Source organism: Nonomuraea sp. NPDC005692 (genome assembly GCF_040631115.1).
Taxonomy (GTDB): Bacteria; Actinomycetota; Actinomycetes; order Streptosporangiales; family Streptosporangiaceae; genus Nonomuraea.
The window spans coordinates 339,592-366,151 of sequence record NZ_JBEXYU010000005.1 but is presented as its reverse complement, the minus strand read 5'-3'; the positions used below and the strand labels follow the sequence as shown (position 1 = coordinate 366,151).

Annotated in this window: 20 protein-coding genes; 7 read left to right on the top strand and 13 right to left on the bottom strand. The window is 73.2% G+C overall.

Annotated elements, in window-relative coordinates; genetic code table 11:
• The first annotated feature begins 72 nt into the window (after positions 1–72).
• From ABZ459_RS14700 to ABZ459_RS14690, 3 genes are all read left to right on the top strand, one after another.
• Positions 73–954, top strand: coding sequence for a LysR family transcriptional regulator (locus ABZ459_RS14700; RefSeq protein WP_357970431.1), 882 nt, complete (start codon positions 73–75; stop codon positions 952–954).
• Positions 955–975: 21 nt separating this feature from the next.
• Positions 976–1,605, top strand: a complete 630-nt coding sequence (locus ABZ459_RS14695) for a LysE family translocator (RefSeq protein ID WP_357970429.1) — start codon at positions 976–978, stop codon at positions 1,603–1,605.
• Between the two features lie 84 nt (positions 1,606–1,689).
• A complete protein-coding gene (locus ABZ459_RS14690) occupies positions 1,690–8,031 on the top strand; it encodes a hypothetical protein (RefSeq protein WP_357970426.1) in 6,342 nt (2,113 codons plus the stop codon).
• Positions 8,032–8,078: 47 nt separating this feature from the next.
• Here the strand turns inward: ABZ459_RS14690 and ABZ459_RS14685 are convergent, their stop codons facing one another.
• The 5 genes from ABZ459_RS14685 to ABZ459_RS14665 are packed head-to-tail and all read right to left on the bottom strand — an operon-like array spanning position 8,079 to position 14,275.
• Positions 8,079–9,665, bottom strand: a complete 1,587-nt coding sequence (locus tag ABZ459_RS14685; RefSeq protein ID WP_357970423.1) for an acyl-CoA synthetase — start codon at positions 9,663–9,665, stop codon at positions 8,079–8,081.
• Entirely contained in the window at positions 9,665–10,813 is a 1,149-nt protein-coding gene (locus ABZ459_RS14680; protein WP_357970420.1) for a thiolase domain-containing protein, read from the bottom strand. The genes ABZ459_RS14685 and ABZ459_RS14680 overlap by 1 nt, the downstream gene beginning before the upstream one ends.
• Before the next feature lie 3 nt (positions 10,814–10,816).
• Positions 10,817–11,836, bottom strand: a complete 1,020-nt coding sequence (locus ABZ459_RS14675; RefSeq protein ID WP_357970418.1) for a thiolase domain-containing protein — start codon at positions 11,834–11,836, stop codon at positions 10,817–10,819.
• Positions 11,833–12,735, bottom strand: coding sequence for an OB-fold domain-containing protein (locus ABZ459_RS14670; protein WP_357970415.1), 903 nt, complete (start codon positions 12,733–12,735; stop codon positions 11,833–11,835). The genes ABZ459_RS14675 and ABZ459_RS14670 overlap by 4 nt, the downstream gene beginning before the upstream one ends.
• Positions 12,725–14,275 (bottom strand): acyl-CoA synthetase, encoded by a 1,551-nt coding sequence (locus ABZ459_RS14665; protein ID WP_357970412.1) that lies wholly within the window; start codon positions 14,273–14,275, stop codon positions 12,725–12,727. The genes ABZ459_RS14670 and ABZ459_RS14665 overlap by 11 nt, the downstream gene beginning before the upstream one ends.
• 126 nt (positions 14,276–14,401) lie before the next feature.
• Here ABZ459_RS14665 and ABZ459_RS14660 point away from each other — a divergent pair, with 126 nt between their 5' ends.
• Complete coding sequence (locus ABZ459_RS14660; RefSeq protein WP_357970409.1) at positions 14,402–15,211, top strand: crotonase/enoyl-CoA hydratase family protein; 810 nt, start codon at positions 14,402–14,404, stop codon at positions 15,209–15,211.
• Between the two features lie 108 nt (positions 15,212–15,319).
• A complete protein-coding gene (locus tag ABZ459_RS14655) occupies positions 15,320–15,793 on the top strand; it encodes a carboxymuconolactone decarboxylase family protein (protein WP_357970407.1) in 474 nt (157 codons plus the stop codon).
• A gap of 48 nt (positions 15,794–15,841) precedes the next feature.
• On the opposite strand, the gene ABZ459_RS14650 is transcribed toward ABZ459_RS14655, so the two are convergent.
• The 6 genes from ABZ459_RS14650 to ABZ459_RS14625 all read right to left on the bottom strand — a co-directional run bounded on the left by ABZ459_RS14650 (position 15,842) and on the right by ABZ459_RS14625 (position 21,742).
• Positions 15,842–16,609, bottom strand: a complete 768-nt coding sequence (locus tag ABZ459_RS14650; protein ID WP_357970405.1) for an arginase family protein — start codon at positions 16,607–16,609, stop codon at positions 15,842–15,844.
• A gap of 24 nt (positions 16,610–16,633) precedes the next feature.
• Entirely contained in the window at positions 16,634–17,740 is a 1,107-nt protein-coding gene (locus ABZ459_RS14645) for a nitronate monooxygenase family protein (RefSeq protein ID WP_357970402.1), read from the bottom strand.
• An 88-nt stretch (positions 17,741–17,828) separates the two neighbouring features.
• Positions 17,829–18,569, bottom strand: a complete 741-nt coding sequence (locus tag ABZ459_RS14640) for an SDR family NAD(P)-dependent oxidoreductase (protein WP_357970399.1) — start codon at positions 18,567–18,569, stop codon at positions 17,829–17,831.
• 52 nt (positions 18,570–18,621) lie between these two features.
• Entirely contained in the window at positions 18,622–19,941 is a 1,320-nt protein-coding gene (locus ABZ459_RS14635; RefSeq protein WP_357970396.1) for an FAD-binding oxidoreductase, read from the bottom strand.
• Positions 19,938–20,825, bottom strand: a complete 888-nt coding sequence (locus tag ABZ459_RS14630) for a decaprenyl-phosphate phosphoribosyltransferase (protein WP_357970394.1) — start codon at positions 20,823–20,825, stop codon at positions 19,938–19,940. Before ABZ459_RS14630 ends, ABZ459_RS14635 begins: the two co-directional genes overlap by 4 nt.
• A complete protein-coding gene (locus ABZ459_RS14625) occupies positions 20,822–21,742 on the bottom strand; it encodes a DUF3068 domain-containing protein (RefSeq protein WP_357970392.1) in 921 nt (306 codons plus the stop codon). Before ABZ459_RS14625 ends, ABZ459_RS14630 begins: the two co-directional genes overlap by 4 nt.
• 120 nt (positions 21,743–21,862) lie before the next feature.
• Here ABZ459_RS14625 and ABZ459_RS14620 point away from each other — a divergent pair, with 120 nt between their 5' ends.
• Positions 21,863–23,110, top strand: coding sequence for an acyltransferase (locus tag ABZ459_RS14620; RefSeq protein ID WP_357970389.1), 1,248 nt, complete (start codon positions 21,863–21,865; stop codon positions 23,108–23,110).
• Here ABZ459_RS14620 and ABZ459_RS14615 read toward each other — a convergent pair.
• A complete protein-coding gene (locus ABZ459_RS14615; RefSeq protein WP_357970386.1) occupies positions 23,053–24,876 on the bottom strand; it encodes a hypothetical protein in 1,824 nt (607 codons plus the stop codon). The genes ABZ459_RS14620 and ABZ459_RS14615 overlap by 58 nt on opposite strands.
• A gap of 34 nt (positions 24,877–24,910) precedes the next feature.
• Here ABZ459_RS14615 and ABZ459_RS14610 point away from each other — a divergent pair, with 34 nt between their 5' ends.
• Positions 24,911–25,648 (top strand): methyltransferase domain-containing protein, encoded by a 738-nt coding sequence (locus ABZ459_RS14610; protein ID WP_357970384.1) that lies wholly within the window; start codon positions 24,911–24,913, stop codon positions 25,646–25,648.
• Here ABZ459_RS14610 and ABZ459_RS14605 read toward each other — a convergent pair.
• Positions 25,589–26,533, bottom strand: coding sequence for a DUF3068 domain-containing protein (locus ABZ459_RS14605; protein WP_357970672.1), 945 nt, complete (start codon positions 26,531–26,533; stop codon positions 25,589–25,591). The two genes, ABZ459_RS14610 and ABZ459_RS14605, sit on opposite strands and share 60 nt — an antisense overlap.
• Between the last annotated feature and the right edge of the window lie 27 nt (positions 26,534–26,560).

Below are 26,560 nucleotides of genomic sequence, written 5' to 3'. Positions count from 1 at the left end.
CTCTACGGTGGCCCATGGCGATCGATAGGTCCAACAGAAGTCTTCTGGCCTATTGATAGATACGATTGATGAATGCTCGATGTCGCCCGGCTCCGCGTCCTCGTCGCGGTGGCCCGCAAGGGGTCGCTCACCGCGGCCGCCAAGGAGCTCCACTATTCCCAGCCGTCCATCAGCCACCACCTGGCCCGGCTGGAGGCCGAGACCGGCGCCAAGCTCGTCCAGCGGGTGGGGCGCGGCATCCGGCTGACGGAGGCGGGCCGGCTGCTGGCCGACCGCGCGGCCGACATCATCGGCCGGATCGACGCCACGGCGGAGGAGCTGGCCGCCCACGTGGGCCTGCGCGAGGGCCGCGTGCGGCTGGCCGCCTTCCCGTCGGCGCTCGGCACGTTCATCCCGTCCGCCGTCCGCCGCCTGGCGGCCGCCCATCCCGGGCTGCGCCTGGAGCTCACCGAGACCGAGCCGCCCGAGGCCCTCAGGCTGCTGCGCGCCGGCCGGGTCGACGTCGCCGTCATGTTCCGGTACGACGACACCGCCCCCGAGGACGCCGGCCTGCACCTGATCCACCTCCTCGACGACCCCAGCTACCTGGTCTCCCCCGAGCCGGGCGGCGAGCTGGCCGACCACGCCGACTCCCCCTGGATCGCCGGCTGCGACCGCTGCCGCAGCCACCTGCTCGACATCTGCGCCAAGGCCGGGTTCGAGCCGCGCATCTCCTTCACCAGCGACGACATCGTGGCCGTGCAGGCGCTCGTGGCGGCCGGCATGGGCCTGACCGTGCTGCCCGGCCTCGCGCTCACCGCCCACCGCAACCCCGACGTCGAGGCCACCCAGGTGCCCGGCTCCACCAGGCACGTCTACGCCGCCGTCTACGGCGAGCCGCCACACCCGCCGGCCACCGGCGCCCTGCTCGAAGCGCTCGGCGCGAGCCTGCCGCCCGCCGGGGAAAGCCGTTGACGGCCTCCTTACGATGAACACATGCCGGACATCACGCATATCGCGCTGTTCTGCGTGGCCACGATGGGACTGCTGCTGGTCCCCGGCCCCGCTGTGCTCTACATCGTCACGCGCAGCGTCTCCCAGGGCCGGTCGGCCGGGTTCGTCTCGGTGCTGGGCGTGCACACCGGCTCGCTGGTCCACATCGGCGCGGCGGCCCTCGGCCTCAGCGCGCTGATCGCGGCCTCGGCGACCGCGTTCACGGTCGTCAAGTACGTGGGCGTGGCGTACCTGCTCTGGCTCGGCCTGCGCAAGCTGATGAAGCGCGGCGGGGAGTCCGAGGAGGTCGTCGAGCTACAGGTGCAGTCCAGGCGGCGGCTGTTCTGGGAGGGGTTCGTGGTCAACGTGCTCAACCCGAAGACGGCCGTGTTCTTCCTGACCTTCCTGCCGCTGTTCACCGTCCCGGCAGCGGGGCCGGTGGGACCGCAGATCCTGATGCTCGGCGGGTTGTGGCTGGTGCTGGGGATGGCCAGCGACGGCATGTACGCGCTGCTGTCGTCCACGCTGGCCGGACGGCTGCGCGGGTCCGTACGGGCGCGGCGGCGGCTCGACGTGGGCAGCGGCCTGGTGTACCTCGGGCTGGCCGCCTGGCTCACAACCGAGAAGGCATGACAAGCCGCGAAATTTCCCGCTCTTAATGCGATAGTGAGATCGATCGGGGGACGAAAAGCCGGGACGTAGCAGCTAGGCGGACCCATGGACGCGCCACCGCACCGCCTCGGCCTCGAACGAGTCGTCGAGGTCTACTCGGGGCACGACGACGTGGTCGGCGTGACCGGGACCGGCCATGTGATCGGCACGGATCTCGTGCTGACCTCGTCCCTCGTGGTGGACCCCGGGGCGCCCTGCCAGGTGCGCCCGCCCTGGTCGTCCCGGTGGGCGGCGGCCGAACAGGTCTGGCGCGGGCACGGCGCGGCGCTGCTGCGAGTGCCCGGACCGCCCTGGGCCGACGTGCCGGGCATCGGCCACGTCCGGTGGGCCGCCCTGGCCGGGGAACGCGTGCCGTGCCTGGCCATGGGGTTCCCGCAGGCGCGGCGGCGGTCGGGGTTCAGGGACGTCCGGGTGCTGTCCGGAACCGCCGCCGCCCCCACGGGCCCGGCGTCGCGGACGCTCGGCATGGACGTGCCCGGCCCGCCGCCTCCCATGGAGGTGTGGGCGGGCCTGGCCGGGGCCGCGCTGCTGGCCGATCCCGCCGGGCAGGTCGCCGCCGTCGTCACGGCCTCGGCCGCCGGGCACGCCCGTGGGCGGCTCGACTCGGTGCCCGTGGGCGTGCTGCTGGGCGACGAACGGTTCCGCGAGCTGACCGGGGCTGCGCCGGGTTCGCTGGAGGGCGTGTCCGCCGGTGACGGGCGGGTGGTCCTGTCCGGGCTGCTGTCGCCGGCGCGGGAGCCGTTGCCGTCCGACTGCCCGGACTGGCGGCTGCTGCTGCCGCGGCACGCCGTGGTGCCGTACTCCGGGCGGGACGGGCAGCTCGCCGCCCTGCGGGCCTGGGCCGGGGAGCGCGCCGAGCTGTCGGTCGCGGTGGTGACCGGGCGGAGCGGCACGGGCCGTACCCGGCTGGCCGGGGAGCTGTGCGAGGAACTGCGGGAAGCGGGCTGGGACGCCGGTTTCCTGGCCATGGACGCCGCGCTCGCCGCCCTGTCCAGGCGCGCGGCGGTGTCGCTGGAGGCGGTGCGGCCCTCACTGGTGGTCGTGGCGTCGCCGGAGCCGTCCGCTCCGCTGGTGGGCGAGCTGGTACGGCGGCTGGCCAAGCACGGGCACAACCCCCGCGTACGGGTGTTGCTGCTGGCCCGCGAGCCCGGCGAGGCGGAGTGGTGGCGGCGGCTGGACACGGCGGCGGGCGGCTGGCTGCGCCGGCTCAACACCACGACCGTGCAGCTCAACCAGCATCCGCTCACCCTGAACGAGCGCACCGAGCACGCGTTCACGGCCATGAAGGCGTTCGCGCCGAGCCGGGCCGCGCTCCCCACGCCCCCACGCCTGGACGACCCCGAGTACGGCCTGCCGCTCCGCGTCCACCTGGCGGCCCTGCTGCGGTTGCGCGGCGGCGAGTCGGAGGTGCTGCCCGCGCCCGCCGTCCCGGGGGCCCTGCCGGGCGGCGGGATCGGCGCACCGCCCTACCGGACGGCGCCCGAGCCCCGCCCGGGGACGTCCTGGAACGCCTTCCGTCCCGGCGGCCGGAGCGGGACCCGGACGCGCGCGGTGGTGACCGTCGGCGAGGAGCTGCTCAGCCGCTTCCTCGACCGCGAACGCGACCAGTGGGCCACCGTCTGGCCCGCCGGCCGCGACCAGGTGGACGAGACCACCGCCCGGCAGTCCGTCGCCCTGCTCACGCTCACCGCCCCCACCCCCGCCGAGCTGCCCGGCCTGCTGTCGGCCGTGCCCGCCCTGCACGGCGACCCGCAGGCCGCGGCGGTCGTCGCCGACTGGCTGGGACGCGTCTTCCCCGGCGTCGACCGGCTGTGCCCGCTCGGGCCGGACCTGGTGGCCGAGCAGGCGCTCGCCGAGACCGAGGACCTGGACGCGCTGGTCCTGGCCGTGCACGACCACGAGCGGCGGACGGCCGGGCACCTGGCACGCCTGCTCGACGTGCTCCGCCTGGGCGCGGAGCGGGCGGAGGTGGGGCGGGCGCTGCGTTCGCTGGTGACGTCCAGGATCGGGACGCTGGTCGCGGAGGCGGCGGCGAACCCCGCCACCCGGCTCGGCGACCTGCTCAACGCCGCGCTCACGCAGCTGCCGGCCGACCGGGCGACGATCGCGGCGGTGGCCGCGCTGCCCCGCGGACCGCAGGCGGAGCCGCGCATGGATGCGCAGGCGGATTCCCGGGCGGATTCATGGGGCGCTTCCCGGGCCGAGCCGCCGCTCGGGCTGCGGGCTCTTGAGGTGACGCTGGCCGAGCTGGCCGTACGGCACTTCCGTGCAGGTGGCAGGCGGACGGCTCTGGCGAGGGCGCTGGCCCGGTTGTCGTCCCGGTTGTCGGCCGTGGGCCGGGTGGGCGAGGCGGTGGTGGCCGCCGCCGAGGCCGTGGAGATCTTCGCGGCCGCTCCCCCGTACGAGGAGGCGGCCGGTCAGGCGGAGGCGCTGTTCGTCCTGGGGGCGTGCCTGCTGCTGGCGGGCGAGTCCGGCAGCGCGCTCAGGCCCGCCCAGGAGGCGGCGACCCGGTTCCGCATCCTGGCCGAGGACGACCCCCGGTACGCGGGACGGGCTGGGCAGGCGTACCACAACCTGGCGTGCGCGCTGCTGGACTCGGGGCGGACGGCCGAGGCGGTGGAGGCGTTCGCGGCGGCGGGCGGCACCGTCGAGATCGCCACGACCCTGACCGACATCCTCACCGCGAACACCTCTCCAGCCACCCCCACTCCCCCAGCGCCCACCACCGGACAAGCCCCGTCCCCCAGCCTCGAACAGGCCGCCACACCCGGCGCCGGACAGCCCACCATGCCCAGCGCCGGACCCTCCCCCTTGCCCCACGTCTCCAGACCGGCCACCACCCCAGACGCCGGACCGCCCGCCATTCCGGGCGTCGTCAGGCGGGCGCCCGCGCCTGTCCCGCCATTCGCTGCCCCCGACCCTGGTCCCGAGCCCGGGGCGTTGCCCGAGTTGGCCGCCTGTCTTGCCGTGGCGGCCACCGCCGCAGTGGCGGGCGCGGCGCCGACCGACAGGGATCTGGCTCAGCGGTTGTGCCTGCTGGCCAGGTGGCTCGGCGAACACGGCAGGGCGGCCGAGGCCGTCGCCCCTGCCGCAGAGGCCGTCGTACGGCTGCGCGGCCTGGCGGGCGAGGAGCCCGGCCTGCGGCTGATGCTGGCCGAGGCCGCGAGCCTGCTGGCCAGGCTCCACCGCGAGCTGGACGACCTGGACCCGGCCGAGCGGTTCGCCACCGAGGCGGTGCGGAACCTGCGCTCGTTGGTCGCGCTCGAACCCGACGAGCACCGCCCGGCCCTGACCGCCCAGCTCCTCGACCTGGGCGAACTGCTGCTGACCGACGCGCGCCCCCGCGAGGCGCTCGACCCGCTCCAGGACGCCGCGATCCTCGCCGCCGAACTGGACGAACGGCACACAGCCGCCAAGGCCCGCTCCAGGCACCTGCTCGCTCTGTGCCTGGCCGAACTCGACCGCCCCGCCGACGCCCGAGCCCACCTGGAGGCAGCGGCCGGTCTGTACGACGCCCTGAGCGCCGAAGACGCGTCCTACCGGCGACATCGGGAGGAGATCCGAGCCTGGCAGGAGTCGACGACCGGCCCCGCCGCCGCCGGAGAACCCGAACAGCCCTGGATGACAGCCCTGATCACCCCGCCACCCGACGTGGCCAGAGCCGAACGAAACCTCGCCGACCGCCGCGCCGCCCTGGAGGCCGCTGACGGGCCTGTACCCGCGAACGGGCCTGTGGGCCTGGAAGGACCGCAGGTCGCGGCAGGGCCTGGCGTCGCAGGAGAGCCGCAGGGCGCCGGTGGGCCTGCGGGCGTCAGAGAGGCACATGGCGTGAAAGGGCCACAGGTGGCAGGACGGCCTGAGGCCGCGGAAGGGCCGCAATTCCCAAACGGACCACAGACCGCGAACGGACCACAGACCGTGAACCGGCCGCAAGCCGAGCGGGTGCAAGCGTACGCCGCCGCACAGGCCGCACTGGCACGCGCCTGGGCCGAAACAGGACGCGCCCGCGACGGGCTCCTCCTCGCAACCCAGGCCGCCGACCTGCTACGACACGCGGGCGGCGCGGGCGCGGAGGGGGGTGGAGTCGGTGGGGGGATGTTGGGTGGCGCGGTCGTGGGTGGGGCGGTGGTGGGGGCGGTTGGGCGGGCGTTGGTGGGGCTGGGGCGGTATCGGGAGGCGGTGCCGTACCTTCGGGCTGCCGTCGAGGCGTGCGGGCCGCAGGCTGAGGTCAGCTTCGTGGTGCAGCAGGAGCTGGCCAAGCTGCTCACCCTGGAGGTCGTGGCGTTGGAGGCCACGGGTCGCCTGGAGGCCGCCGACGGCGAGGCGGAGCGGCTGGTCGCGGTGTGCGAGGGGCTGGTGGCCGAGCGGCTGGAGCCCCCGGTCGTGCTGGCGGGGGCGCTGCGTCTGCACGCGGGCCTCCGGCTGGCCGCCGGGAACCTGTCAGGAGCGCTCCAATCGGTCACCCGCGCGCTGGACATCCTCGTGCCCGAGCCGCCCGAGCGCACCCGTCTGCTCACCGCCACCTGCCTGGAGCTCAGCGGCCTGTGCCACGCCGACCTGGACGAACGCGACCTCGCCGCCGCCGAGCTGGCCAAGGGGATCGCCCTGATGTCCGAGGAGGGCCCGCTCACCCGGGACCTGGCCGGCGTGCACGTACGAGCGCTGGCCCGCCTGGCCCGGCTCCGCGTGACCGGTCACGGCCCGTCCGCCGGAACCGACCTGTACGCCCAGATCCTTCGGGTACGCCCGCTGCCCCACCCCGACGTGCTCACCACGGTCGTGGACGAGCTGTCCGCCCATCTGCGCGCGGCCACCCCCAGGACGGCCGCCAGGCTGCTGCCGCTGCTGACGGCGTTCGCCGAGGCGTTGGAGCGCGAGGCCCCGGTCAGCGAGAACCCGCTGCTCCACGAGCGGTTCGGCCGCTGCCTCATGCTCAGCGGCGCGACGGCGGCTCCGGCCGTACGCGTCCACAAGGGCCTGGCCGCGTTCGACGCCCGCCACCGGCACACCCTGGGCCTGGCGCTGGCCGCGCTCGGCGACGCCGACCTGACCGTCCTCGAGCAGGCCGTGGACCTGTTGTCCGAGGACGGGAGGGCGCTGGCCGAGACGCTGAACAGGTACGCGGTCAGGCTGTTGGAGGCCGGTCGGCCGGTGGAGGCGCTGGCCCACTCCGAACGCGCCGCCGACCTCTGCGACGAGCTGGACGAGCCCGCCGTCGCCGCCGTCACGTACGCCCAGCTCGGCGCGGCCCTGGCCGTTCTCGACCGTCCGCAGGCCGCGCTGGAGGCGGTGACCTGGTCGCTGGCCGAGCAGGAACGCGCCGCGGAGGCGCGGGGCGGCGAGGCCGGGCTGCTCGGCGTGCGCGCGCAGGCGATCCAGGTGCGCGGGCAGGTGCTGCGCGCGTCGGGCAGGACGCAGGAGGCGCTGGCCCACCTGGTGGAGGCCATGCGGCTGCACGTCCGGCTGGCCCGGCCCGCGGCGGCGGCCGAGGTGGCCGGGACGGTCGCCGACGACCTGCTGGCCGCCGGGCGTCCCGAGGAGGCCGCCGAGTACGCCAGGATCGCCGTCACCGGCCTTCCGCCGCGCACGCTCAGGCATGCCCTGGCCACCCAGCGCTTGGTCAGGTGCCACATGATGCTGGGCGAGGCGCGGGAGGCGGGTGCGCTGGCCGAGGAGCTGATCCGGCTGGCCAGGCGGGCGCCGGGCGAGCTGACGTACCGGGCGATCCTGGCCGATTCGCTCGCACAGAGCTCGGAGCTGCTGCCCCTGCTGCGGCCCGGCGCGGCGGCGGAGGCCGAGCAGCGGGCCCGCGAGGCCATCGCGATCTACGACGAGCTGCTGACCACGGGCATGAACGCCGAGGCGCTGCACGTCAGCCGGGCGGGCGCCGGGCTGACGCTGGCCGCCGCGCTCCGGCTGCGCGAGCAGCCGGCGGCGGCGGTGGGGCCGCTGCGCGAGGCCGTCGCCGCGCTCGAACGCCATGCCCCCGCGAACCCCCTGCTCGGCGGCGTCCTGTCCCGCGCCATGCTCATGCTGGGCGACGCGCTGATGGAGTCGGGCCGGGCGCTGGAGGCGAGCCTGGTCTTCCATCGGGGCGCCCAGGTCATTGACGACGAGCCGGCCGCCGCCGTCGCCCACGCCCGGCTCGGCTTCTGCCAGCAGGAGCTGGGCAGGGACGACGCGGCCGACACCGCCCTCCGGGTCGCGCACGGCCTGCTGCGCGGCCTCCTGACCACCGGCGGCACCGGCGCGGACGGCGCGAACCGCGGGACCGGCGAGCTCACCGAGTTGCTACGCGACGTGCTGCGCGGCCGGCTGCGGCTGCTGGAGAAGTCCGGCAGACGCGAAGAGGCGGCCCAGGTGGAAGCCGAGCTACGCACGACCTAGCCCCCGGGGCGGCGCGAGGACGCCGGGCAGGAGTGCGTTGAGGGTGGTCAGGTGGTGGCGGCCTCGGCGGTTTCCCTGGCCCAGCGGTAGTCGGCCTTGCCGGCGGGCGAGCGCACCATCTCCTTCACGAACGCGTACGAACGCGGCACCTTGTACCCCGACAACGACGCCCGGCAGTGGGCGTCCAGCTCGGCGGCGGTCACCTCGACACCGGGACGCGGCTCGACCACGGCCGCCACCCTGCTCCCCCACCGGTCGTCCGGCACGCCGGTCACCACCGCGTCGAACACCGCCGGATGGCCCTTGAGCACGGCCTCGACCTCCTCGGGGAACACCTTCTCGCCGCCGGTGTTGATGCACTGCGAGCCGCGGCCGAACACGTGCACGGTGCCGTCGGCGTCCACGGTCGCCAGGTCGCCGGTGAGCAGCCAGCGGGTGCCGTCGGGGTCGGTGACGAACGTGCGCGCCGACTTGTCCGGGTCGTTGTAGTAGCCGAACGCCACCCGCCCGGACCTGGCCACCGTCCCCATCTGCCCCGAACCTGGCGGAACGGGACGTCCCCGCTCGTCCAGGACGCTGATCCTGGCCGACGGGTTGGGCTGGTAGCGCAGCCCGGTCTCGGGCGTGGAGCCGGGCAGCGCGGAGGCGGTGTAGCCGGACTCCGTCGAGCCGAAGCTGTCCACGATCATGACGTCGGGCAGCAGGCCCTGGAGCCGGTCGCGGACCGCGCCGCTCAGGATCGCGCCGGTCGAGCTGACGACGAACAGCGACGACAGGTCGTACGTGCCCGTCTCCAGCGCCTCGGCCAGCGGCCTGGCCATGGCGTCGCCCGTGATGCTCATGGTGAGCACGCGCTCGCGCTCGACCGCCCGCCACACCTCGCCGGCCTCGAACTTGGGGACGAGCACCATCGTCCCGCCCGCCCACCAGCTGATGAAGGTGGCCATCTGCGCGGCGCCGTGCATGAGCGGCGAGGTGGCCATCATGATCATGGGGGTGGCCTTGACGGCCTCGTCTACGACCTCCTGCGGGGTGGTGCGCGGGTCGCCGTACGGGTTGCCGCCGCCGAAGGCCATGAACAGGTCCTCGACGTGCCACATCGCGCCCTTGGGCATGCCGGTGGTGCCGCCGGTGTAGATGATGTAGACGTCCTGGCCGGTGCGCGGGGCGAAGCCGCGTTCCGGCCTGCCGCGCTCCAGCGCCGCCTCGTACGGCACCGCCGAGGCGATCGACGACTCGCCGCCGACCGCGATCAGGTGCTCCAGCAGCGGCGCCTGGTGCGCGACGGCGGCCACGCGGGGGTCGAACTCGACGTCGTAGACCAGCGCGCGCAGGTCGGCGTCCTGGTAGAGGTAGAGCAGCTCGGCCTCGACGTACCGGTAGTTGACGTTGATCGGCACGGCCCGGATCTTGAGCGCGGCCAGCAGCCCGGCCAGGTACTCCACGCCGTTGTACAGGTGCAGCCCGACGTGCTGGCCCGGCCGTACGCCCAGGTCGGCGAGGTAGTGGGCGAGCCGGTTGGCCTCGGCGTCCAGCTCGGCGTAGGTGCGCCGACGGTCGCCGCAGATGACGGCGGTGCGGTCGCCGATCGCGTCGGCGAGTGCCTCGAACAGGTCCGCGTGGTTGAACTCCATCAGGGTCTCTCCCGTCCGACGATCCACATCGCGAAGAACTGGGCTCCGCCGCCGTAGGCGTGGCCGAGCGCCGTGCGGGCGCCGTCCACCTGGTGCTCGCCGGCCTGGCCGCGCACCTGGAGCGCGGCCTCGGCGAACCTGATCAGCCCCGAGGCCCCGATCGGGTTGCTCGACAGCACGCCGCCGGAGGCGTTCCACGGGATGTCGCCGTCGAGGGCCGTGGCGCCGGACTCGGTCAGCTTCCAGCCCTCGCCTTCCGCCGCGAATCCCAGGTTCTCCAGCCACATCGGCTCGTACCAGGAGAAGGGCACGTACACCTCGGCCACGTCGATCTGGCGGCGCGGGTCGGTGACGCCGGCCTGGCGGTAGACGTCGGCGGCGCAGTCCTTGCCGCCCTGGGGGCTGACGGTGTCGCGGCCGGCCCGGAAGATGGGCTCCGAGCGCATGGCGGTGCCGTGCACCCAGGCGGGGGTGCCGGTGACCTTGTGCTCGGCGGCCAGGACCATCGCGCACGCGCCGTCGCTGGACGGGCAGGTCTCCAGGTAGCGGATCGGCTCCCAGAGCATCGGCGTGGACTCGACCATCTTCTGGTCGATGCCGGGGATCCTGAGGTGGGCGTAGGGGTTCTTCAGCGCGTTGAGCCGGTCCTTGACGGCGACCAGCGTGCCGATGTGGCCGGGCGCGCCGGACCTGCGCATGTACTCGCGGATGTGCGGCGCGAAGTAGCCGCCCGCGCCGACCACGAGCGACGCGCTGAAGGGCAGGTGCGTGGACAGCGCCCAGGTGGCGTTGGACTCCGACTGCTTCTCGAAGGCCACCACCAGCACCCGATCGTGCACGCCGCCCTGGATCAGGCTCGCGCCGACCAGCGCCGTCGAGCCGCCGACGCTGCCGGCGGTGTGCACCCGCATCATCGGCTTGCCCGCCGCGCCGAGCGCGTCGGCCAGGTACGCCTCGGGCATCATCACGCCCTCGAACAGGTCGGGCGCCTTGCCGACCACGACGGCGTCGATGTCCTTGAACGTCAGCCCGGCGTCCTCCAGGGCCCGCAGCGCCGCCTCGCGGACCAGGCCCGCGATGGAGACGTCCCTGCGCTTGGTGGTGTAGTGCGTCTGCCCGACCCCGATCACCGCGCACCGGTTGCCCATGATTCACGCCTCCAGGACCGTGACGAGGTTGTGCTGCAGGCAGGGGCCGCCGGCGGCGTGCCCGACGGTGCGGCTCGCGCCGCCGTCGAGGATGCGCCGCGCGGCCTCGCCGATGCGGATGAGCCCCGTGGCCATGACGGGGTTGGCGGCGAGCGGGCCGCCGGACGGGTTGATCACCGTGTCGCCGCCCAGTTCGAGCGCCTCGCGCAGGATGAGCTCCTCGTGCGGGAACTGGGCGTGCAGCTCGGCCACCTCGACCGGGCCCTTGCCGACCCCGGCGGCCCGTGCGGCGTCGGCCGCGGAGGCCGACCGGGCCAGGTCCCGCATGCCCAGGTAGTGGGGCTCGATGCGGTGGGCGATGCCCCTGACGAACGCGGGGCGGCTGGTGAGCCGTCCGGCCAGTTCCGCCGTGGCCAGCACGATCGCCGCCGCGCCGTCCGTGACGGGAGGCACGTCCGTCTTCCTGAGGGGTTCGACCGCGATCTCCTCGCCGTCCGGTTCGGGCAGGTCGAGCGCGTACGGATTGCTCCTGCCGTCCGCCCTGGATCTGCGGACGATCTCGTCGAGCTGCTTCCTGTCCGCGTCGAGCGCGTTCGCCTGGAGTGCGGCCAGGGAGAGCTGGTCGAGGCCGAGGGGTTCCAGGTAGTAGGGGTCGAGCTGGAGGGTCATGATGGTGCGCAGGTCGCCGAGCGACGACTTGCCGAAGCCGTAGACCAGGGCGGAGTCGATGTCGCCGTGCTGGAGGCGGACCCACGCCTCGTACAGGGCCCAGGCGCCGTCCATCTCGACGTGGCTCTCGGAGACGGGCGGCCAGGCGCCGAGCGCGTCCAGGGCGCTGACGAACGAGAACGGCGCCCCGGCCAGGTAGTCGCAGCTCCCCGAGCAGGTGAAGCCGAACCTGGTCAGCCCGGTCCGCTCCTTGACCTCGCTGATCACGGGCAGGATCAGCTCGGGCTCGGTGAGCCCGGTGTCGTGGTCGGTGTGGACGGTCTGCGCGAACGCGACGATCGCGACCTCTCTCATGACAGCTCCACGTCGGGCTCGCCGGTGGGGGCGAACCAGCGGATGTTCGCCATGGACTTGCTCCGCTCCTCCTCGGGGACCCAGACGGCCCTGACCCGCATGCCCTGGCGCACCTCGTGCGCGGGTACGTCGCCGATCAGGGCGATCATGGGGATGTCGGCGTTGTCGAGCAGGATGTAGGCGGAGACGAACGGCACTTCCGGCGCGCGCGGATCCGGCAGGTTGTTGATGGCGAACGTGGTGATCGTCCCGGTGTCGGGCAGTTCGAGCGTCTCCGGGATGAGACCTCCGCACTGGGGGCAGGACATCCGGTAGGGCACGTACACCTGGTCGCACCGCTCGCAACGTCCGCCGAGGAAGACGCCACGCTCGACGCCCTCCAGGAAGACGCGAAGCGAGCCGCCCGCCTGGAGGCGGTACTCGGCCCGCACGTTGGACACGATCTTCGTGACCTCGGGCGCGAAGTGGGAGATGTCGGTGATGTGGCCCGTGGGCCGGTCGCGCCACACCGGCCAGACCCGGGAGCCCTTCGACAGCGCCTTGGGGCCGTCGGCGGCGACGGCGTGCACGAGCGCGGTGTCGGCGCCGTCCAGCAGGATCGTGGCCCAGGCGAAAGGCTGGTCGAGCGGGTGGTTCTCCAGGGGCTCGGGCACCCAGGCCCAGGAGGTCACCGTGCCGGCCGGGCCGACCTCGACGTACTCGGAGGTGACGGGGTCGCCGGTGGCGGGGTCGTATTCGAGGGGCGGCACGAGCACCTTGCCCTCTTTCGTGCGCACTCCGACGATGCGGCGGCCGCGTAACTCGGTGAGGAAGCGCCCGATCACCGGCCCGGTCGTCCGGGTGTAGCCGCCGGGGAACTCCAGGACGTGCTGGGCGACCAGCGGATCGTCAGATGGCACGGTCGTGGCCCTCCCAGTACGGTGCGCGGAGCTTGCGCTTGAGCAGCTTGCCGTTGGGCTCCCGGGGCATCTCCGCGATGAAGTCGACGCTCTTGGGCCACTTCATCCGGGCCAGGCGGCCCTCCAGCGAGGCGATCAGCTCGGCCGCGAGCTCGGGCCCCGGCGCGACGCCCGGCGCGGGCTCGACGACGGCCTTGATCTGCTCGCCCCAGTCGTCGTCCGGGATGCCGAACACGGCCACGTCCGCGACCTTGGGGTGGATCATGAGCTCGTTCTCGATCTCGGCCGGGTAGATGTTCGTCCCGCCGGAGATGATCATGTCGGCCTTGCGGTCGCAGAGGAAGAGGAAGCCGTCCTCGTCCAGGTATCCGATGTCGCCGACCGTGAAGTAGTCCTTGAGCCGGTTCGCGGCGGTCTTGGCGGGGTCGCCCTTGTACTCGAAGGGCACGCCCATCATCTTCATGTAGATCGTCCCGGGCGTGCCGGTCGGTACGGGTTCGCCCTGGTCGTCGGCGATCAGCAGCTCGCTGATCGGCCAGGCGGAGCCGACCGTGCCCGGGTGCGTCTTCCAGCCCTCGGGCGTGGCCAGGGTGCCGCCGCCCTCGGTGGCCGCGTAGTACTCGTAGATGCAGTCACCCCACCACTCGAACATCGCCCATTTGACCGGGACCGGGCAGGGGGCGGCGGCGTGGATCATCCACCTGAGCGAGGACAGGTCGTACTTGGCCCTGGTGGCCTCGGGGAGCGCGAGCAGACGCTTGAAGTGCGTGGGGACCATGTGGGAGTTGGTGACGCGGTAGCGCTCGCACAGCCGGAGCGTCTCCTCGGCGTCCCATCTGTCCATGTAGACGAGGGTGTGGCCCATGTGCAGGGCGCTGCCGCCGAACTGGGTGACGGCCGTGTGGTAGCTGGGCGAGGTGACCAGGTGCGCGTTGGGCGGTCCGGCCGTGATGCCGAACAGGCCGAGCAGGAAGGTCATCAGCTCGGCGCCGTCGTCGGGGTCGAGGCCGCTCAGCGTGCGCCTGACGCCCTTGGGCCGGCCGGTGGTGCCCGAGGTGTAGTGCATGGTGGCGCCGGCCGTGCGGCCGGGCGGCGCGGTGTCCGGTTGCCCGGCGGTCAGCTCGCTCGCCGGGCGGAAGCCGTCCTGGCCGCCGTCCCCGAGGAGGAAGCGGCGGTGCGGCTCGATCGCCTCGGCTCCCCTGGCGCCCTCCTGGAGGAAGCGGGGGTGGACGAAGAACGCCTTGGCCTCGCTGTCGGACACGATGTAGCCGATCTCCGGGCCGGTGAGGTGCCAGTTGATCGGCGTGTAGTACCAGCCGGCCTGGAGCGCGGCCAGATAGAGGACGAGGCCGTCCGCGCCGTTCGGGGCCAGGCCGCAGATTCCGTCGCCCGGCTCCAGGCCGAGCTCGCGTAACCCGTGGACGAGGCGGTTCGAACGGGCCAGGAGGTCACCCGCGCGGTGCTCCGTGCCGTCGGGGTCGACGGCCGCGATCCACTCGGGATCCGCCTGCGCCAGCCTCCAGAAACCGAGCGTGCCCATCTGATCTCCTCAGCTCAGGCGTAGCAAAACAGGAACTTGTTCTCGTTTGCTGTGGGGAGCGTATCCCGCGGGTAAAGTTCGTAGCAAGCGCTTGATTCTGTAGCTTCTGGGACTTGGGAGGCGCACATGGAGCTTCTGCCGATCAGCACCCCGCACTGCCGGGTGGAACGCGACGGCCACGTCCTGACCGTCACGATGAACCGGCCGGAGGCCCGCAACGCCCTCTCCTCGGACATGCTGATCGGGCTGGCCTCGGCGTGGGCGTACGCGTCGGCCGAGCCCTCGATCCGGGTCGCGATCCTGACCGGGGCGGAGGGCACGTTCTGCGCCGGGGCCGACCTCAAGGCCATGGGCCAACCCTCGACCGATCCAGACGTGCAAGCAAGAGCCGCCCAGATCCCGAATTTTCACTGGAAAGGGCTTTTAAGGGAGGACTTGCCGACAAAGCCGATCATCAGCGCTGTCGAGGGGTACGCGGTCGCCGGCGGCACGGAGCTGCTGGTCGGGACGGACCTGCGGGTGGTGGCGGAATCGGCCACCCTGGGGCTGTTCGAGGCCAAACGTGCGCTCTTCCCCATGGGCGGCTGCGCGGTCCGGCTGCCCCGCCAGATCCCGTACTGCCACGCCATGGACCTGCTGCTCACCGGCCGTTCCGTGACCGCCGCCGAGGCCCTGTCGATGGGGCTGGTCAACCGGGTCGTGCCGGACGGGCGGGCGCTGGCGACGGCCCGGGAGCTGGCGGCGGACATCGCCGCTTCCGGGCCGCTGGCGGTCCAGGCCATCCTGCGGACGTACCGGGACACCCTGGGCATGCCCGAGCCCGAGGCCCTGAAGGTGTCGGACGAGCTGGGCTGGCCGGTGATCGGTTCGGAGGACGCCAAGGAGGGCACCCGCGCGTTCCGCGAGAAGCGCCCGGCCCGCTATGAAGGGCACTGACCCAACCCCCCCGGCCGGAGAGACGCACGTCACATCCGTTCCTGTCACATCCCGTCCGGCTGCCCCGTCCGAGAGGTGGAAGCAGTCGACGACGACAAGGAGCGCGTCATGGAAGCCCGTCTGAACCTCTTCGAGAACCCGGTCGCGAACAAGGTCATGAAGCACCTGATCAGCACCAACAAGGTCATCATGGACTCGAGCCTCCCGCACGCCACGCAGGAGCTGGTGAAGATCCGGGCCAGCCAGATCAACGGCTGCGGCTTCTGCACCGACATGCACACCAAGGACGCCGCGCACGCCGGGGAGACCCAGATCCGGCTCAACCTGGTCGCCGCCTGGCGGGAGGCCAAGGTGTTCACCGAGGCCGAGCGGGCCGCGCTGGAGCTGACCGAACAGGGCACCCGCATCGCCGACGCCGCCGGCGGCGTCCCGGACGAGGTCTGGGCGAACGCCGCCAAGCACTACGACGAGGAGCAGCTCGCGGCGCTGGTGTGCCTGATCGCCCTGATCAACACCTTCAACCGGGTGAACGTCGCCATCCAGCAGCCCGCGGGCGACTACGTGCCCGGCATGTTCGGCTGACGGAGAGCCGGCCGAGAGCCGGCGGAGAGCCGCGGCCTGCGGGAAGGATCAGTCCCGCAGGCCGGCCAGGATCGTCGCCACCAGGTGCTCGCGGACGCCGCCGGGATCGTCCCGGCCCGGATGCCACGTGCAGGCGAGGTTGAGCGCGGCGAGCCGGCCGCTGTCCAGCACCACCCGCACGGCCCGCAGCAGGGCCGGGACGTCGGGCCCGCCGGCCGCCGGGTAACGCAGGCCGGGCAGGCGGGACGGGTCGAGGACGTCCAGGTCGAGGTTGAGCAGCAGCGGCCCAGGAGGCAGGGTCTCGGGCGTCACCTCGTCGAGGCTCGACCGGGTCACGCCCGAGGACGCCAGGTAGCCCGCCTCGGGCGGGTCGAGGTCGCGCGCGTCGACGAGCAGCACGCGGTCCTCCGGCGGCGGGCGCAGGGCCAGGCGGTCGGCCACGTCGCGGGGGCGGTAGCCGAGCAGGAAGCGCAGCGCCATGCCGCCGAGGTAGCCGGACGTGGTCGTCTCCAGCGTCTGGAGGTCGCCGTGGGCGTCGATCCAGACGATCGAGGGGTCGAGCCCGGCCCGTTGCAGGCCCGCCGCCATGCCGATCGACACCGTGCAGTCGCCGGAGACCACGACGGGCCTCTCTCCCGCCCGCACGGTCCGCTCGACGGTGGCGGCGACGGCGTCATAGAGCCGCCCGAGGCGGGACCAGACGTCCTCGCCGGGCAGCTCCACGGCGAATTCGGCGACGGGCACGCCATCGGGCAGCGGCACGTTGAGATCCGGCTGGTGCTCGTCGAGGTGGTACGGCACGTACAAGACCGACACGTCCCCACGGTAACAGCCGGGCGATCAGTCCCGGGTGATGCGGTCGAGGCGTTCCAGGGCCTCGGCGTACTCCTCCACGAGCCCGAACACCACGTCCTTCGTCGAGCGCACCTGGTTGGTGAGGCCGATGACCTGCCCGGCGGGGAACGTGGCCAGCTCCGAGGCGTCCGAGCGGCCGATCCGGCGCAGGGCGTCCGAGACCAGCATGAACTGCAGCGGCATCGGCAGCGTGCCCGGCGACTCCTGCGACTCCCACGCCTCGGTCCACTCGTTCCTGAGCAGGCGAGCGGGCTTGCCGGTCCAGCTCCGGGAGCGCACGGTGTCGCGCGAGGTGGCCTCCAGGATGCGGCGCCTGGCCACCTCTGGGGTGTCGGCCTCCTCGACGGTGAGCCAGAGGGAGCCGGTCCAGACGCCCTCCGCGCCCAGCGCCATGCCGGCCGCCATCTGCCGGCCGTTCCCGATGCCGCCCGCCGCGAGGACGGGGACGTCCACGGCGTCCACCACCTGCGGGATGAGCACCATGGTCGAGATCTCGCCGGTGTGGCCGCCGGCCTCGGTGCCCTGGGCGACGACGACGTCCACGCCGACCTCGACCTGCTTGAGCGCGTGCCGCGGGGTCGAGGCGAGGGCGGCGACCTTGACGCCGTGCCGGTGGGCGAGCTCCACGACGTCGGCCGGGGGCGGGCCGAGGGCGTTGGCCAGGAGGGCGATGGGATGGCGGAGCGCGACCTCGACCTGGGGACGCGCGGTCGCGTCGGTCCAGCCGAGCAGGACCCGGCCGGGGTCGGCGTCGGACGACAGGGGCGGCACGCCGTGCCTGCCCAGCAGGTTCTCGACGAACGCACGGTGCCCCTCGGGGATCATCGCCTGCAGGCGGCCGACCAGCTCCTCAGGGGCGAAGTCGGCGCCCTCGTAGGAGGCGGGCATGACCACGTCCACCCCGTACGGTTTGCCGTCGACGTGGTCGTCGATCCACTTGAGCTCCATTTCGAGCTCTTCCGGGGTGAAGTAGAGCGCGCCGAGCACTCCCATGCCGCCCGCGCGGCTGACCGCGGCGACCACGTCCCTGCAGTGGCTGAAGGCGAAGATCGGGAGCTCGATTCCGAACATGTCCGTGACCCGTGTCCGCATGGCCCGACGATAAGCCGCGCCACGGCTAAACTGCAACGCGTTCTACTCTAGAACCTTTTGTCGGGCGGCTTCCGGCTTGGAACGCGTTCTAGCGCGGCAGCCGGCGCCAGAGCGTCCGGGGCAGCAGGCGCAGCAGGCCGAACGCCGGGCCGAGCGCCCGCGGCACCCACACGGACGACGCGCCCTCGCGCAGCGCGCGCACGGTGGCCAGGGCCACCTGGCGGGGCGTCGAGGACAGCGGCGCCGGCGGCAGGCCCTTCGTCATCCGGCCGATCACGAAACCCGGACGGACGATCAGCACGCGGGCGCCCGACCCGTGCAGCGCGTCGCCGAGCCCCTGCGCGAACCCGTCGAGCCCGGCCTTGGCCGAGCCGTAGACGAAGTTGGCCTTGCGCACCCGGGCCCCGGCGACCGACGAGAGCACCACGAGGATGCCGTGCCCCTGCTCGCGCAGGACCCTGGCGGCGTGCAGGTCCACGGAGACGTGGCCGCCGTAGTTCACCGCGACGGCCTCGGCGGCGGCGGCCGGGTCGGCGTCGTAGTCGTCCTGGCTGCCGAGCACCCCGAACGCGGAGATCACCACGTCGAGGTCGCCCACCAGCTTCACGGCCCTGGCCAGGACGGCGGCGTGCGACCCCACGTCCAGCGCGTCGAACGGCAGGACGTGCACCTTGGCCGCGAGGTCCGCGGGCGGCGTGAGCTCGCCTCTGGCGGCCAGCACGACCCTGGTCGCGCCCAGCCCGACCAGCAGCCGGACGATCTCCAGGCCGATCTCGCTCCGCCCGCCCAGCAGCAGCACGCTGTCCACGGCCCCGAGCGCGTTCCTCACGCCGCCCTCCGCCCCGGAGCGGCGGCTGCGCGGCGGGCGTCAGAAGTGGTGGTCACAGTCGTAGTCTCCTGGACAGGTCCGAGCGGAACAGGCCCTCCGGGTCGGCCTCGTCCCTGATGCTCCGCCATCGTTCCAGTTCGGGGTACATCGCCGCCATCATGTCGGCGCGCAGCCGCGCGTCCTTGGCCAGGTACACCCGTCCTCCGGCCTGCGCGACGCGCTCGTCGAAGCCGCGCAGGAGCCCGCTCAGGCCGCGCTGACCGGCCGGGATGTCCAGGGCCAGGGTCCAGCCGGGCACGGGGAAGGACAGGAACCCGCCCGAACCAGGGCCGAAGCGCTTGAGCACGGTCAGGAACGACACCGTCCCGTGCGCCGACAACGAGCCGACGATGCCGCGCAACGTCTCCTCCGCGCCGAACGGCACCACGAACTGGTACTGCACGAAGCCGCGCGAGCCGTACATGCGGTTCCAGCCCTCGACGAAGTCGAGCGGGTGGAAGAACGGCGCGATGCCCTGCGTGATCGTCGCGCTGCGCGGCGCCCTGCGGTACCAGACCTCGTTGAACGCCCGCACGCTGAGCCCGTTGAGCAGGCCGTCCGGCACCCACGGCGGCGCGTGCAGCCGGGCACGCGGCGCGAAGACCGGCGGTTGCTCGTCCGCATCGCGCGGCGCGTGGTCGCCCCTGGTCAGGACGCTGCGGCCCATCCGGCGGCCGCGGGCCAGCAGGTCGATCCAGGCCACCGTGTAGCGGTAGCGGTCGTCGGTGCGGGTCATGACGTCGAGCGTCTCGTCCAGGTCGGCGGTGCGCCGTACGTCCACCCGCATCCGGGCCGTCTCGACGGGCACGCAGCCGAACGTCGCCTCGGCCACCACCCCGGTCAGCCCCATGCCGCCGACGGTCGCCCGGAAGAGCGGGTCGCCGGGGCGCAGCACCCTGGCGGCGCCGTCGGCGGTCACCAGGGTGAGGGAGCGGACGTGCGCGCCGAAGGAGGAGTCGCGGTGGTGGTTCTTGCCGTGCACGTCGGCCGCGACGGCCCCGCCGACCGTGACGTGCCTGGTCCCGGGGCTCACGGGCACGAACCAGCCGCGGGGCACCAGCGCCGTCATCACCTCGTGCAGGCTGACCCCGCCGGCCGCGGTCACGACGCCGGTGTGCTCGTCGAAGCTCCAGGCGTCCAGGCCGGTGCAGTCGAGGACGAGGCCGCCGGCGTTCTGGGCGGCGTCGCCGTACGAGCGGCCGAGCCCGCGGGCGACGACACCGCGGCCCGGCGCGGCCACCACCAGGTCGCGCAGCTCGGCCAGGGAGCGCGGGCGCCGCAGCACGGCGGGCGTGGGCGAGGTGCGGCCCCAGCCGGTGAGGAACGTGCTCACGCGTAGATCCCCAGCCCCACCAGGACGACCAGCGCGGCGGCGAAGACGAGGGTGGGCCGGTCGCGGATCACCAGCTCCTCGGGCTCCTCGCCGCCGCCCCGCTCGACGAGCAGGTTGTGCCGGAGCACCAGGAGCAGGAACGGGACGATGCTCAGCCCGTAGAACACGTTCTCATGCGCGTTCAGCGCCCACAGGCAGTACGTGACGATCATCGCCCCGGACGCCATGATCCGCACGTGCGTCAGGTACGCGGCCGGGTAGGCGGCGAGCGTGGCCCGCGTCCCCGACACGCCCCGCGACCGCAGCTCGGCCTCGCGCTTGCCGGCCACGAGCTGCAGCGCGGCCAGCGAGACGACCACGAGGAACCAGCCGGTCACCGGCACCCCGACGGCGACGGCGCCGGCGTAGGCCCTGATCACGTGGCATCCGGCGACCGCGATGAGGTCCACGACCTCCTGGTGCTTGAGCCAGGTCGTGTAGGCCAGGGTCAGGGCGACGTACCCGGCGACGACCGCGGGCGCCTGCCAGCCGCCGGTGAGCGCGGCGACCGCCGGCCCGAGGACCAGCAGGACGACGCCCGCCACCCGGACCGTGCGCACCGACACCGCGCCGGAGGCGACGGCCCGGCGGCGCTTGCGCGGGTGCAGCCGGTCGGCCTCCACGTCGGAGGCGTCGTTCAGCAGGTAGGAGCCGCTGGCGGCCAGGCAGAACGCGGCCAGGACGAGCAGCGCCGCGAGCAGGCGGCCCGGCTGCCCGAGCACCCCGGCCGCCATGGGGGCGGCCAGGACGAGCAGGTTCTTCAGCCACTGGCGCGGCCGGGCCGCCCTGACCAGGGCCAGCGCGGGCGCGGGCGACCAGGGCCGGGCGACCACGCCCTGGCTCATGCGGACCGGCGGCCGCGCAGGGCGAGCAGCAGGCCGCCCAGGAGCAGGACGACCCCGACCACGCCGAGCACGATCGGCAGCGTGGTCCTGATCAGGTTGATCTGGCTCTTGCCCTCGGAGGCGCTGTCGACCAGGCCCTTGACCGTGTCGTCGGTCATCTTGGCGGTGGCCACGAACGCCTTGGAGCGCTCGATGCCGTCCTGGCTCTTGAGCACCTCGTTGCGCACCTGCTCCTGCCTGACGGGCGCGCCGGTGGTGGGCTCGATCCAGTAGGTGACGGTGCCGGAGTAGAACCGGTTCAGCTGCACGTCGCCCGAGGTGCCCATGCCGAACCAGGCGGCGGGCGCGTTCAGCGTCTGCGTCCTGGTCTCGGGGACGGTCTGCTCGAACTTGTACGTGGCCAGCCCGTTGACCTGCTCCTCGCCGACGAACCTGGCGTCGAACGCCTTGCCCGCGCTGGCGTTGAAGACCTGGTAGGTCTTCTTCTCCACGTCGAACGGGAACTTGTAGATCTGGCCCTGCAGCTGCACCGGGGCCTTGTCGATGCTGGCGCCGCAGCAGTTGAGGCCGACGCCGGAGCGCTTGTCGAAGGCGCTGCGCCGCTCGCTGAAGTTGATGCCCGGCTTGCTGTTGGTGACGTCGTTGACGGCGGTGAACTCGTCCCAGACGACGCGGTCGTCGTTGGCCTCCTTCACGTCGCCGCGGGTGGTCACGATGATGTCGAGGTCGGCGGTCAGCACCTTGCCGTCCGGGATGCTGAAGTACTGGGCGCCCGTCGCGTGCAGCTTGCTGATGCTGTACTGGTCGCCCTTGGCGGCCATGAAGGCGGGCGCGACCTGGAGACGTACCAGGGGAGCCAGAACGATGAGGAATGCCCCGACGGCGATGAGGACGCTGCCAACGACGACCCGGTTCATGGACCCTCCATGTGCGCAGGTGCACTGACGCCTGTTTGGGTGGTTAAGTACTGAAACGAACTACCTACTCGCCGGTATGTTATTGCGACGAGTGACCGACGTCACCAGGGATGCGGAAACGTGACCGAAACAGGTTCTACTTCGAGCGGGGTGCCGGTGGTCTCAGGACACCAGACCTCGCTCGACGGCGTGCGCGCCGTGGCCGCCTTCGCCGTCCTGCTGTTCCACGTGTCCATGGAGGCGGGGACGGCGCTGGACCCGGGGTTCCTGGGCGGCGTGCTGTCCAGGGGCGAGATCGGCGTGCCCATCTTCTTCACGCTCTCCGGCCTGCTGCTGTACCGGCCGTGGGCGGCGGAGGTGCTGCTCGGCGACCGGGCTCCGGACACGCGGCGCTACCTGTGGAAACGCTTCTTCCGAATCATGCCGGCGTACTGGCTGGTGGTCGCCGTGGCGCTGCTGCTGTGGGGCGACGCGCACCGGGCCGACCCCTGGACGTGGGCGCAGATGTTGTTCCTCGTGCACACCTACGACATCACCCCCTGGTGGTACGGCCTCGGCCCCCAGGGGCTCGGCCAGATGTGGAGCCTCGCGGTCGAGCTGACCTTCTACCTCACGCTCCCGCTGATGGCGGCGGTGCTGCGCAGATTCGCCCTGCGCGGCGCTCCCGACCTGCGGACCAGGGGACGGCGGCTGCTCATCGGCCTGGCCGCCTTCGGCGCGCTGTCCTACGTGTACACGGTCTTCGAGTACTTCCCCGACTACCGGCCCTGGATGAACGTGTGGCTGCCGCGCTCCTGGACGTTCTTCGTGCCCGGCATGGCGCTGGCCGTGCTGACCGTCTGGGCCAGGGCCGAGGACGGCCGCGCACGGCGGCTGAGCGCCGCGCTGGCCTCCTCCTGGGGCACATTGTGGGTCATCGCGGGCCTGGCCTACCTCATCGCCGCCACGCCGCTCACCGGGCCGCGCGCGGTGGGCCTGGGCAGCATCTGGACCGCGTTCACCGAGCAGGGCCTCTACACGCTCGTCGCCTTCTGCCTGGTCGCCCCGGCCGCGCTGGCGGCCGGACGGCCCACGCGGGTGCACGAGCTGCTCGGCGGCCGGGTGATGAGCTACCTGGGCCAGATCTCCTACGGCGTCTTCCTGTGGCAGTTCGTCATCCTCTACCTCTGGTACGACTTCACCGGCCAGCGGCCGTGGACCGGCAACCTCCTGGTCAACCTGGTCGCCGTCACCGCCATCACGGTCACCATGGCCGGGCTCACCCACCGCTACGTGGAGGAGCCCGCCAGGCGGCTGATCCGCCTGGTGCCTCAGCGCGCTGCCGGGCCCGGCTCGCCGAAGGCCACCGCCCTGAGGCAGAACGCCTGACCCTGCGCACCGGCCGCGGTGATCCGCATGCCCCTGCCCGGCCCGTCGTGCGGCACGTAGAACAGCGCGCCCATGGCGCCGGTCGCGGGCAGCGTGGCCGCCCGCTGGGCCTCGCCGACCTCCACCACGACCTGCACGGGCCGCGGGCTGACGTACGACATGGCCACCACCACGCCGGGCCCGCCGAAGGACTCGACCGGGAACTCCTTGCCCGCCGGGTAACACCTGCGGCCCTTGACCGCGTCGAAGAACGGCACCACCCGCCCCACCAGGACGAGCTTGCCCGTGTCGTCCAGCACGTACGGCTCCGACGAGGGCCGCGGGTCGCGCATGCGCTCCCTGGTCTCGGCGTCGACCAGCGGCGCCAGCACGTACGAGGTCATCCGGCGCTCCCCGTTCCACGGCAGGACGATCTCCGGCGGCACCGGACGGGCGTAGATGTCGGCCTCCCCCGCCGCCGCGGCCAGCGAGGCCCTGGCGTTGTCCAGATAAGTCCTGACCCGGTCGCCGGTGAGCGTGTCGCCGAAGGTGTTGATCGAGATCAGCGACACGACGAGGAAGACGGCGGTCAGCGCGCCGCCGACGGCCGGCATGCTCGGCGGCGCCGGCCGGCGTACGGCGTCGGGCTCGTCCTCCACCGGCATGACGGCCAGCGCCAGGCAGAGCGCGAAGAGCACGGCGGCGTCGGCGACGTACCGGGTCTCGGCGCCGACCAGGTCCCAGGCGGTGGCCCGCGCGATCACGGTGGGCACCGCGTCGGCGACCACCACGTAGGCCGCCAGGATCGCCCACGCCCGCCAGGCGCGCCTGCGGTACACGCAGGTCACCACGACCAGCGCCGCGAGCACCGCCCACGCCACGGCCACGGTCACCGGGGCCGGGTCGGCCAGCCCGCCGGTCGAGGTGACGCCGCCCCAGCGCAGCGGGCCGCCGACCGCCCCCGTGGGGAAGGTCTCGCCCAGCAGCCTGCGCAGCAGCCCCGGGACCACCTCGGCCTTCGGGCCGGTCAGCGCGTCGGCCCCGGCGGTGTCCCGGCGCAGCCAGTAGAGCAGCGCGTACCCGGCCAGCAGCAGGCCGTGCGCCCACCAGACGGGCCTGCGCAGCTCGGCGAGCAGGGCGCGGCCCCACAGGCCCCGGCCGAGGTAGGCGCTGCTGACGCCGAGCACCACGAACGGGATGAACACCCCCTTGGTGGAGAAGGCCATCCCGACGGCGGTCCAGGCCAGGGCCCGCCAGCGGCCCTTGCCCTCGCGTACGTACCTGACGTGCGCGGCCAGCGCCGCGATCAGCGCGAGCTGCAGCGGCACGGCGTTGAGCGCGGCCGACCACCAGCTCATGGCGGGCACGGTGAGCGGCGCGAACGCATAGACGGTCAGCGCGGCGAGCACCGCCGCCCGGTCGCCGAACAGCCGCCGCAGCAGCACCAGGAACATGACCGAGGCGGCCCCCTGGATCGCGACGGTCACGAACGACACCAGCGCCCAGCTGTACGGCGCGACCGACGTGAGCAGCCACACCAGGCCGAGCGCGCCCGGCATGAGGTGCCCCTTGTGCACCCTCATCAGGTACTCCCAGGTCGGCCCGCTGTCGCCGGCCCCGGCCACGAAGAGGAAGTCGTCCTCGACGAAGTAGGCCTTGCTGAGCAGGCTCGCCCGGAACACCAGCGAGATCAGCACGATCAGCAGGCCCACGCCGATGACCGGCCCGGTGCGCACCGCCGGGATGGTGATCTGGAAGGGCTCGGCTCGCTTGACGTCTTCAGCCATGGACGTATCCCTCCACTGCAGTAAGCTCCGCGCCGTGGACACCGAACCGTTCCGAGCGGATCTCGGCAGATCCGTCCGGTTGCTGCGCGCCTTCCGTCTGGAGCAGAGCGACCCCGACTTCTTCTACGGCACCCTGGCCAGGGACACGGTGGCCCAGCTCGCCACCTACACCGACCTGGCCGGCGCGACCGTGGCCGACATCGGCGGCGGCCCCGGCTACTTCGCCGACGCCCTGCGCGCGGTCGGCGCGCGGCCCCTGTGCGTCGACTGCGACGCCGGTGAGATGCGCCTGCGCGACGGCGTGCCGCCCCGCGACGCCGTGCTCGGCAGCGCGCTCGACCTGCCGCTCGCCACCGGCTCGGTGGACGTGTGCTTCTCCTCCAACGTGCTGGAACACGTGCCCGACCCGCTGCGGATGGCCGACGAGATGGTCCGGGTGACCCGGCCGGGCGGCGTGGTCTACCTGTCGTACACGATCTGGTTCTCGCCCTGGGGCGGCCACGAGACCTCCCCCTGGCACTATCTCGGCGGCCACTACGCCGCCCGCCGCTACGCCCGCACCCACGGCAAGCCGCCCAAGAACGTCTACGGCGAGAGCATGTACGCCATCGGCGTGGCCAAGCCGCTGGCCTGGGCGCGCGGGCGGCGCGACGTGGAGGTCCTCGACGCGGTCCCCCGCTACCACCCACGCTGGGCCAGGCACGTCGTCCACCTACCTGGCGTCCGCGAGCTGGTCACCTGGAACCTGCTCCTCGTCCTGCGCCGCAGGTGAGCGCCGCCGCGACATCCACAGGGCGGCTCCCACGCAGCCCGCGCCGAGCAGGCCGCCGCCGATCGGCGCCACCGTGCCGAGCAGCAGGATCCAGCGCCGGTAGGCGGCCGCCGTCGCCAGGGCGGCGGCCACGTCCGGCTCGGCGGTGCGGAAGGCCGCGTCGAGGGCGGTCAGGCGGCCCCGGCCGTCCGCGGTGACCAGCGTCTCGGTCACCTCCTCCAGCGTCCTGACGGGCAGGCCGCTGACCGGTTCGACCCAGTACGTGCGCCGGATCTCGGCGTAGCGGCCGAGGCCGACGTCGCCCTTGCCGGGCAGGCCCAGCAGGCGGCGCGGCAGCGGCGGCGTCTCGCCGGGCACCAGCTGGCGCGGCGTGCGCTGGACGTAGCGGTAGGTCTCGACGCCGCGCACCCGCTCGACCCCGTCGAAGGCGGCCGTGACCGGGCGGCGCAGGCGCAGGTCGAACAGCGGGTAGTCGCGGCGCTCCGCGTTGAACGGCCAGCGGAAGGCCTGCCCGGTCTGCCGGACGGAGACGTCCTCGTCCAGGTACTCGCCACAGCAGTTCACGATCTCGCCGGTACGCCGGTCGAAGGCCAGGCGGCGCTCGTGGTAGTCCAGGCGGTGGCCGTCGCGGGTGGCCAGGGAGACCGACTCGCCCCACACCGCGCGGTCGTCGTCGCCGGCCAGCACGTCGCCGATCAGCCACCGGGTCTGGACCAGGTCGCCGGTCGTCTGCCGCATGGTCGCCGGGTCCACGTACGTGGCGGACCCGGCGGTCGCCCTGGTCATGCTCTGCTGTTCCAGGGGGGCCTTGAGCACGCGGTCGTAGACGTACAGGCGGCTCAGGGGGATGAGCGTCAGCAGGAAGGCCCCCACGGCGGCCAGCACCAACGCGAGGCTCCTTCGGCTCGGGGC

Coding starts and splice junctions, on each gene's coding strand:
- ABZ459_RS14645 (WP_357970402.1), bottom strand. CDS start 17,740: ATGCGGACACGGGTCACGGACATGTTCGGAATCGAGCTCCCGATCTTC.
- ABZ459_RS14700 (WP_357970431.1), top strand. CDS start 73: ATGCTCGATGTCGCCCGGCTCCGCGTCCTCGTCGCGGTGGCCCGCAAG.
- ABZ459_RS14625 (WP_357970392.1), bottom strand. CDS start 21,742: ATGAACCGGGTCGTCGTTGGCAGCGTCCTCATCGCCGTCGGGGCATTC.
- ABZ459_RS14660 (WP_357970409.1), top strand. CDS start 14,402: ATGGAGCTTCTGCCGATCAGCACCCCGCACTGCCGGGTGGAACGCGAC.
- ABZ459_RS14685 (WP_357970423.1), bottom strand. CDS start 9,665: ATGGAGTTCAACCACGCGGACCTGTTCGAGGCACTCGCCGACGCGATC.
- ABZ459_RS14680 (WP_357970420.1), bottom strand. CDS start 10,813: ATGGGCAACCGGTGCGCGGTGATCGGGGTCGGGCAGACGCACTACACC.
- ABZ459_RS14665 (WP_357970412.1), bottom strand. CDS start 14,275: ATGGGCACGCTCGGTTTCTGGAGGCTGGCGCAGGCGGATCCCGAGTGG.
- ABZ459_RS14675 (WP_357970418.1), bottom strand. CDS start 11,836: ATGAGAGAGGTCGCGATCGTCGCGTTCGCGCAGACCGTCCACACCGAC.
- ABZ459_RS14615 (WP_357970386.1), bottom strand. CDS start 24,876: ATGGCTGAAGACGTCAAGCGAGCCGAGCCCTTCCAGATCACCATCCCG.
- ABZ459_RS14695 (WP_357970429.1), top strand. CDS start 976: ATGCCGGACATCACGCATATCGCGCTGTTCTGCGTGGCCACGATGGGA.
- ABZ459_RS14630 (WP_357970394.1), bottom strand. CDS start 20,825: ATGAGCCAGGGCGTGGTCGCCCGGCCCTGGTCGCCCGCGCCCGCGCTG.
- ABZ459_RS14655 (WP_357970407.1), top strand. CDS start 15,320: ATGGAAGCCCGTCTGAACCTCTTCGAGAACCCGGTCGCGAACAAGGTC.
- ABZ459_RS14690 (WP_357970426.1), top strand. CDS start 1,690: ATGGACGCGCCACCGCACCGCCTCGGCCTCGAACGAGTCGTCGAGGTC.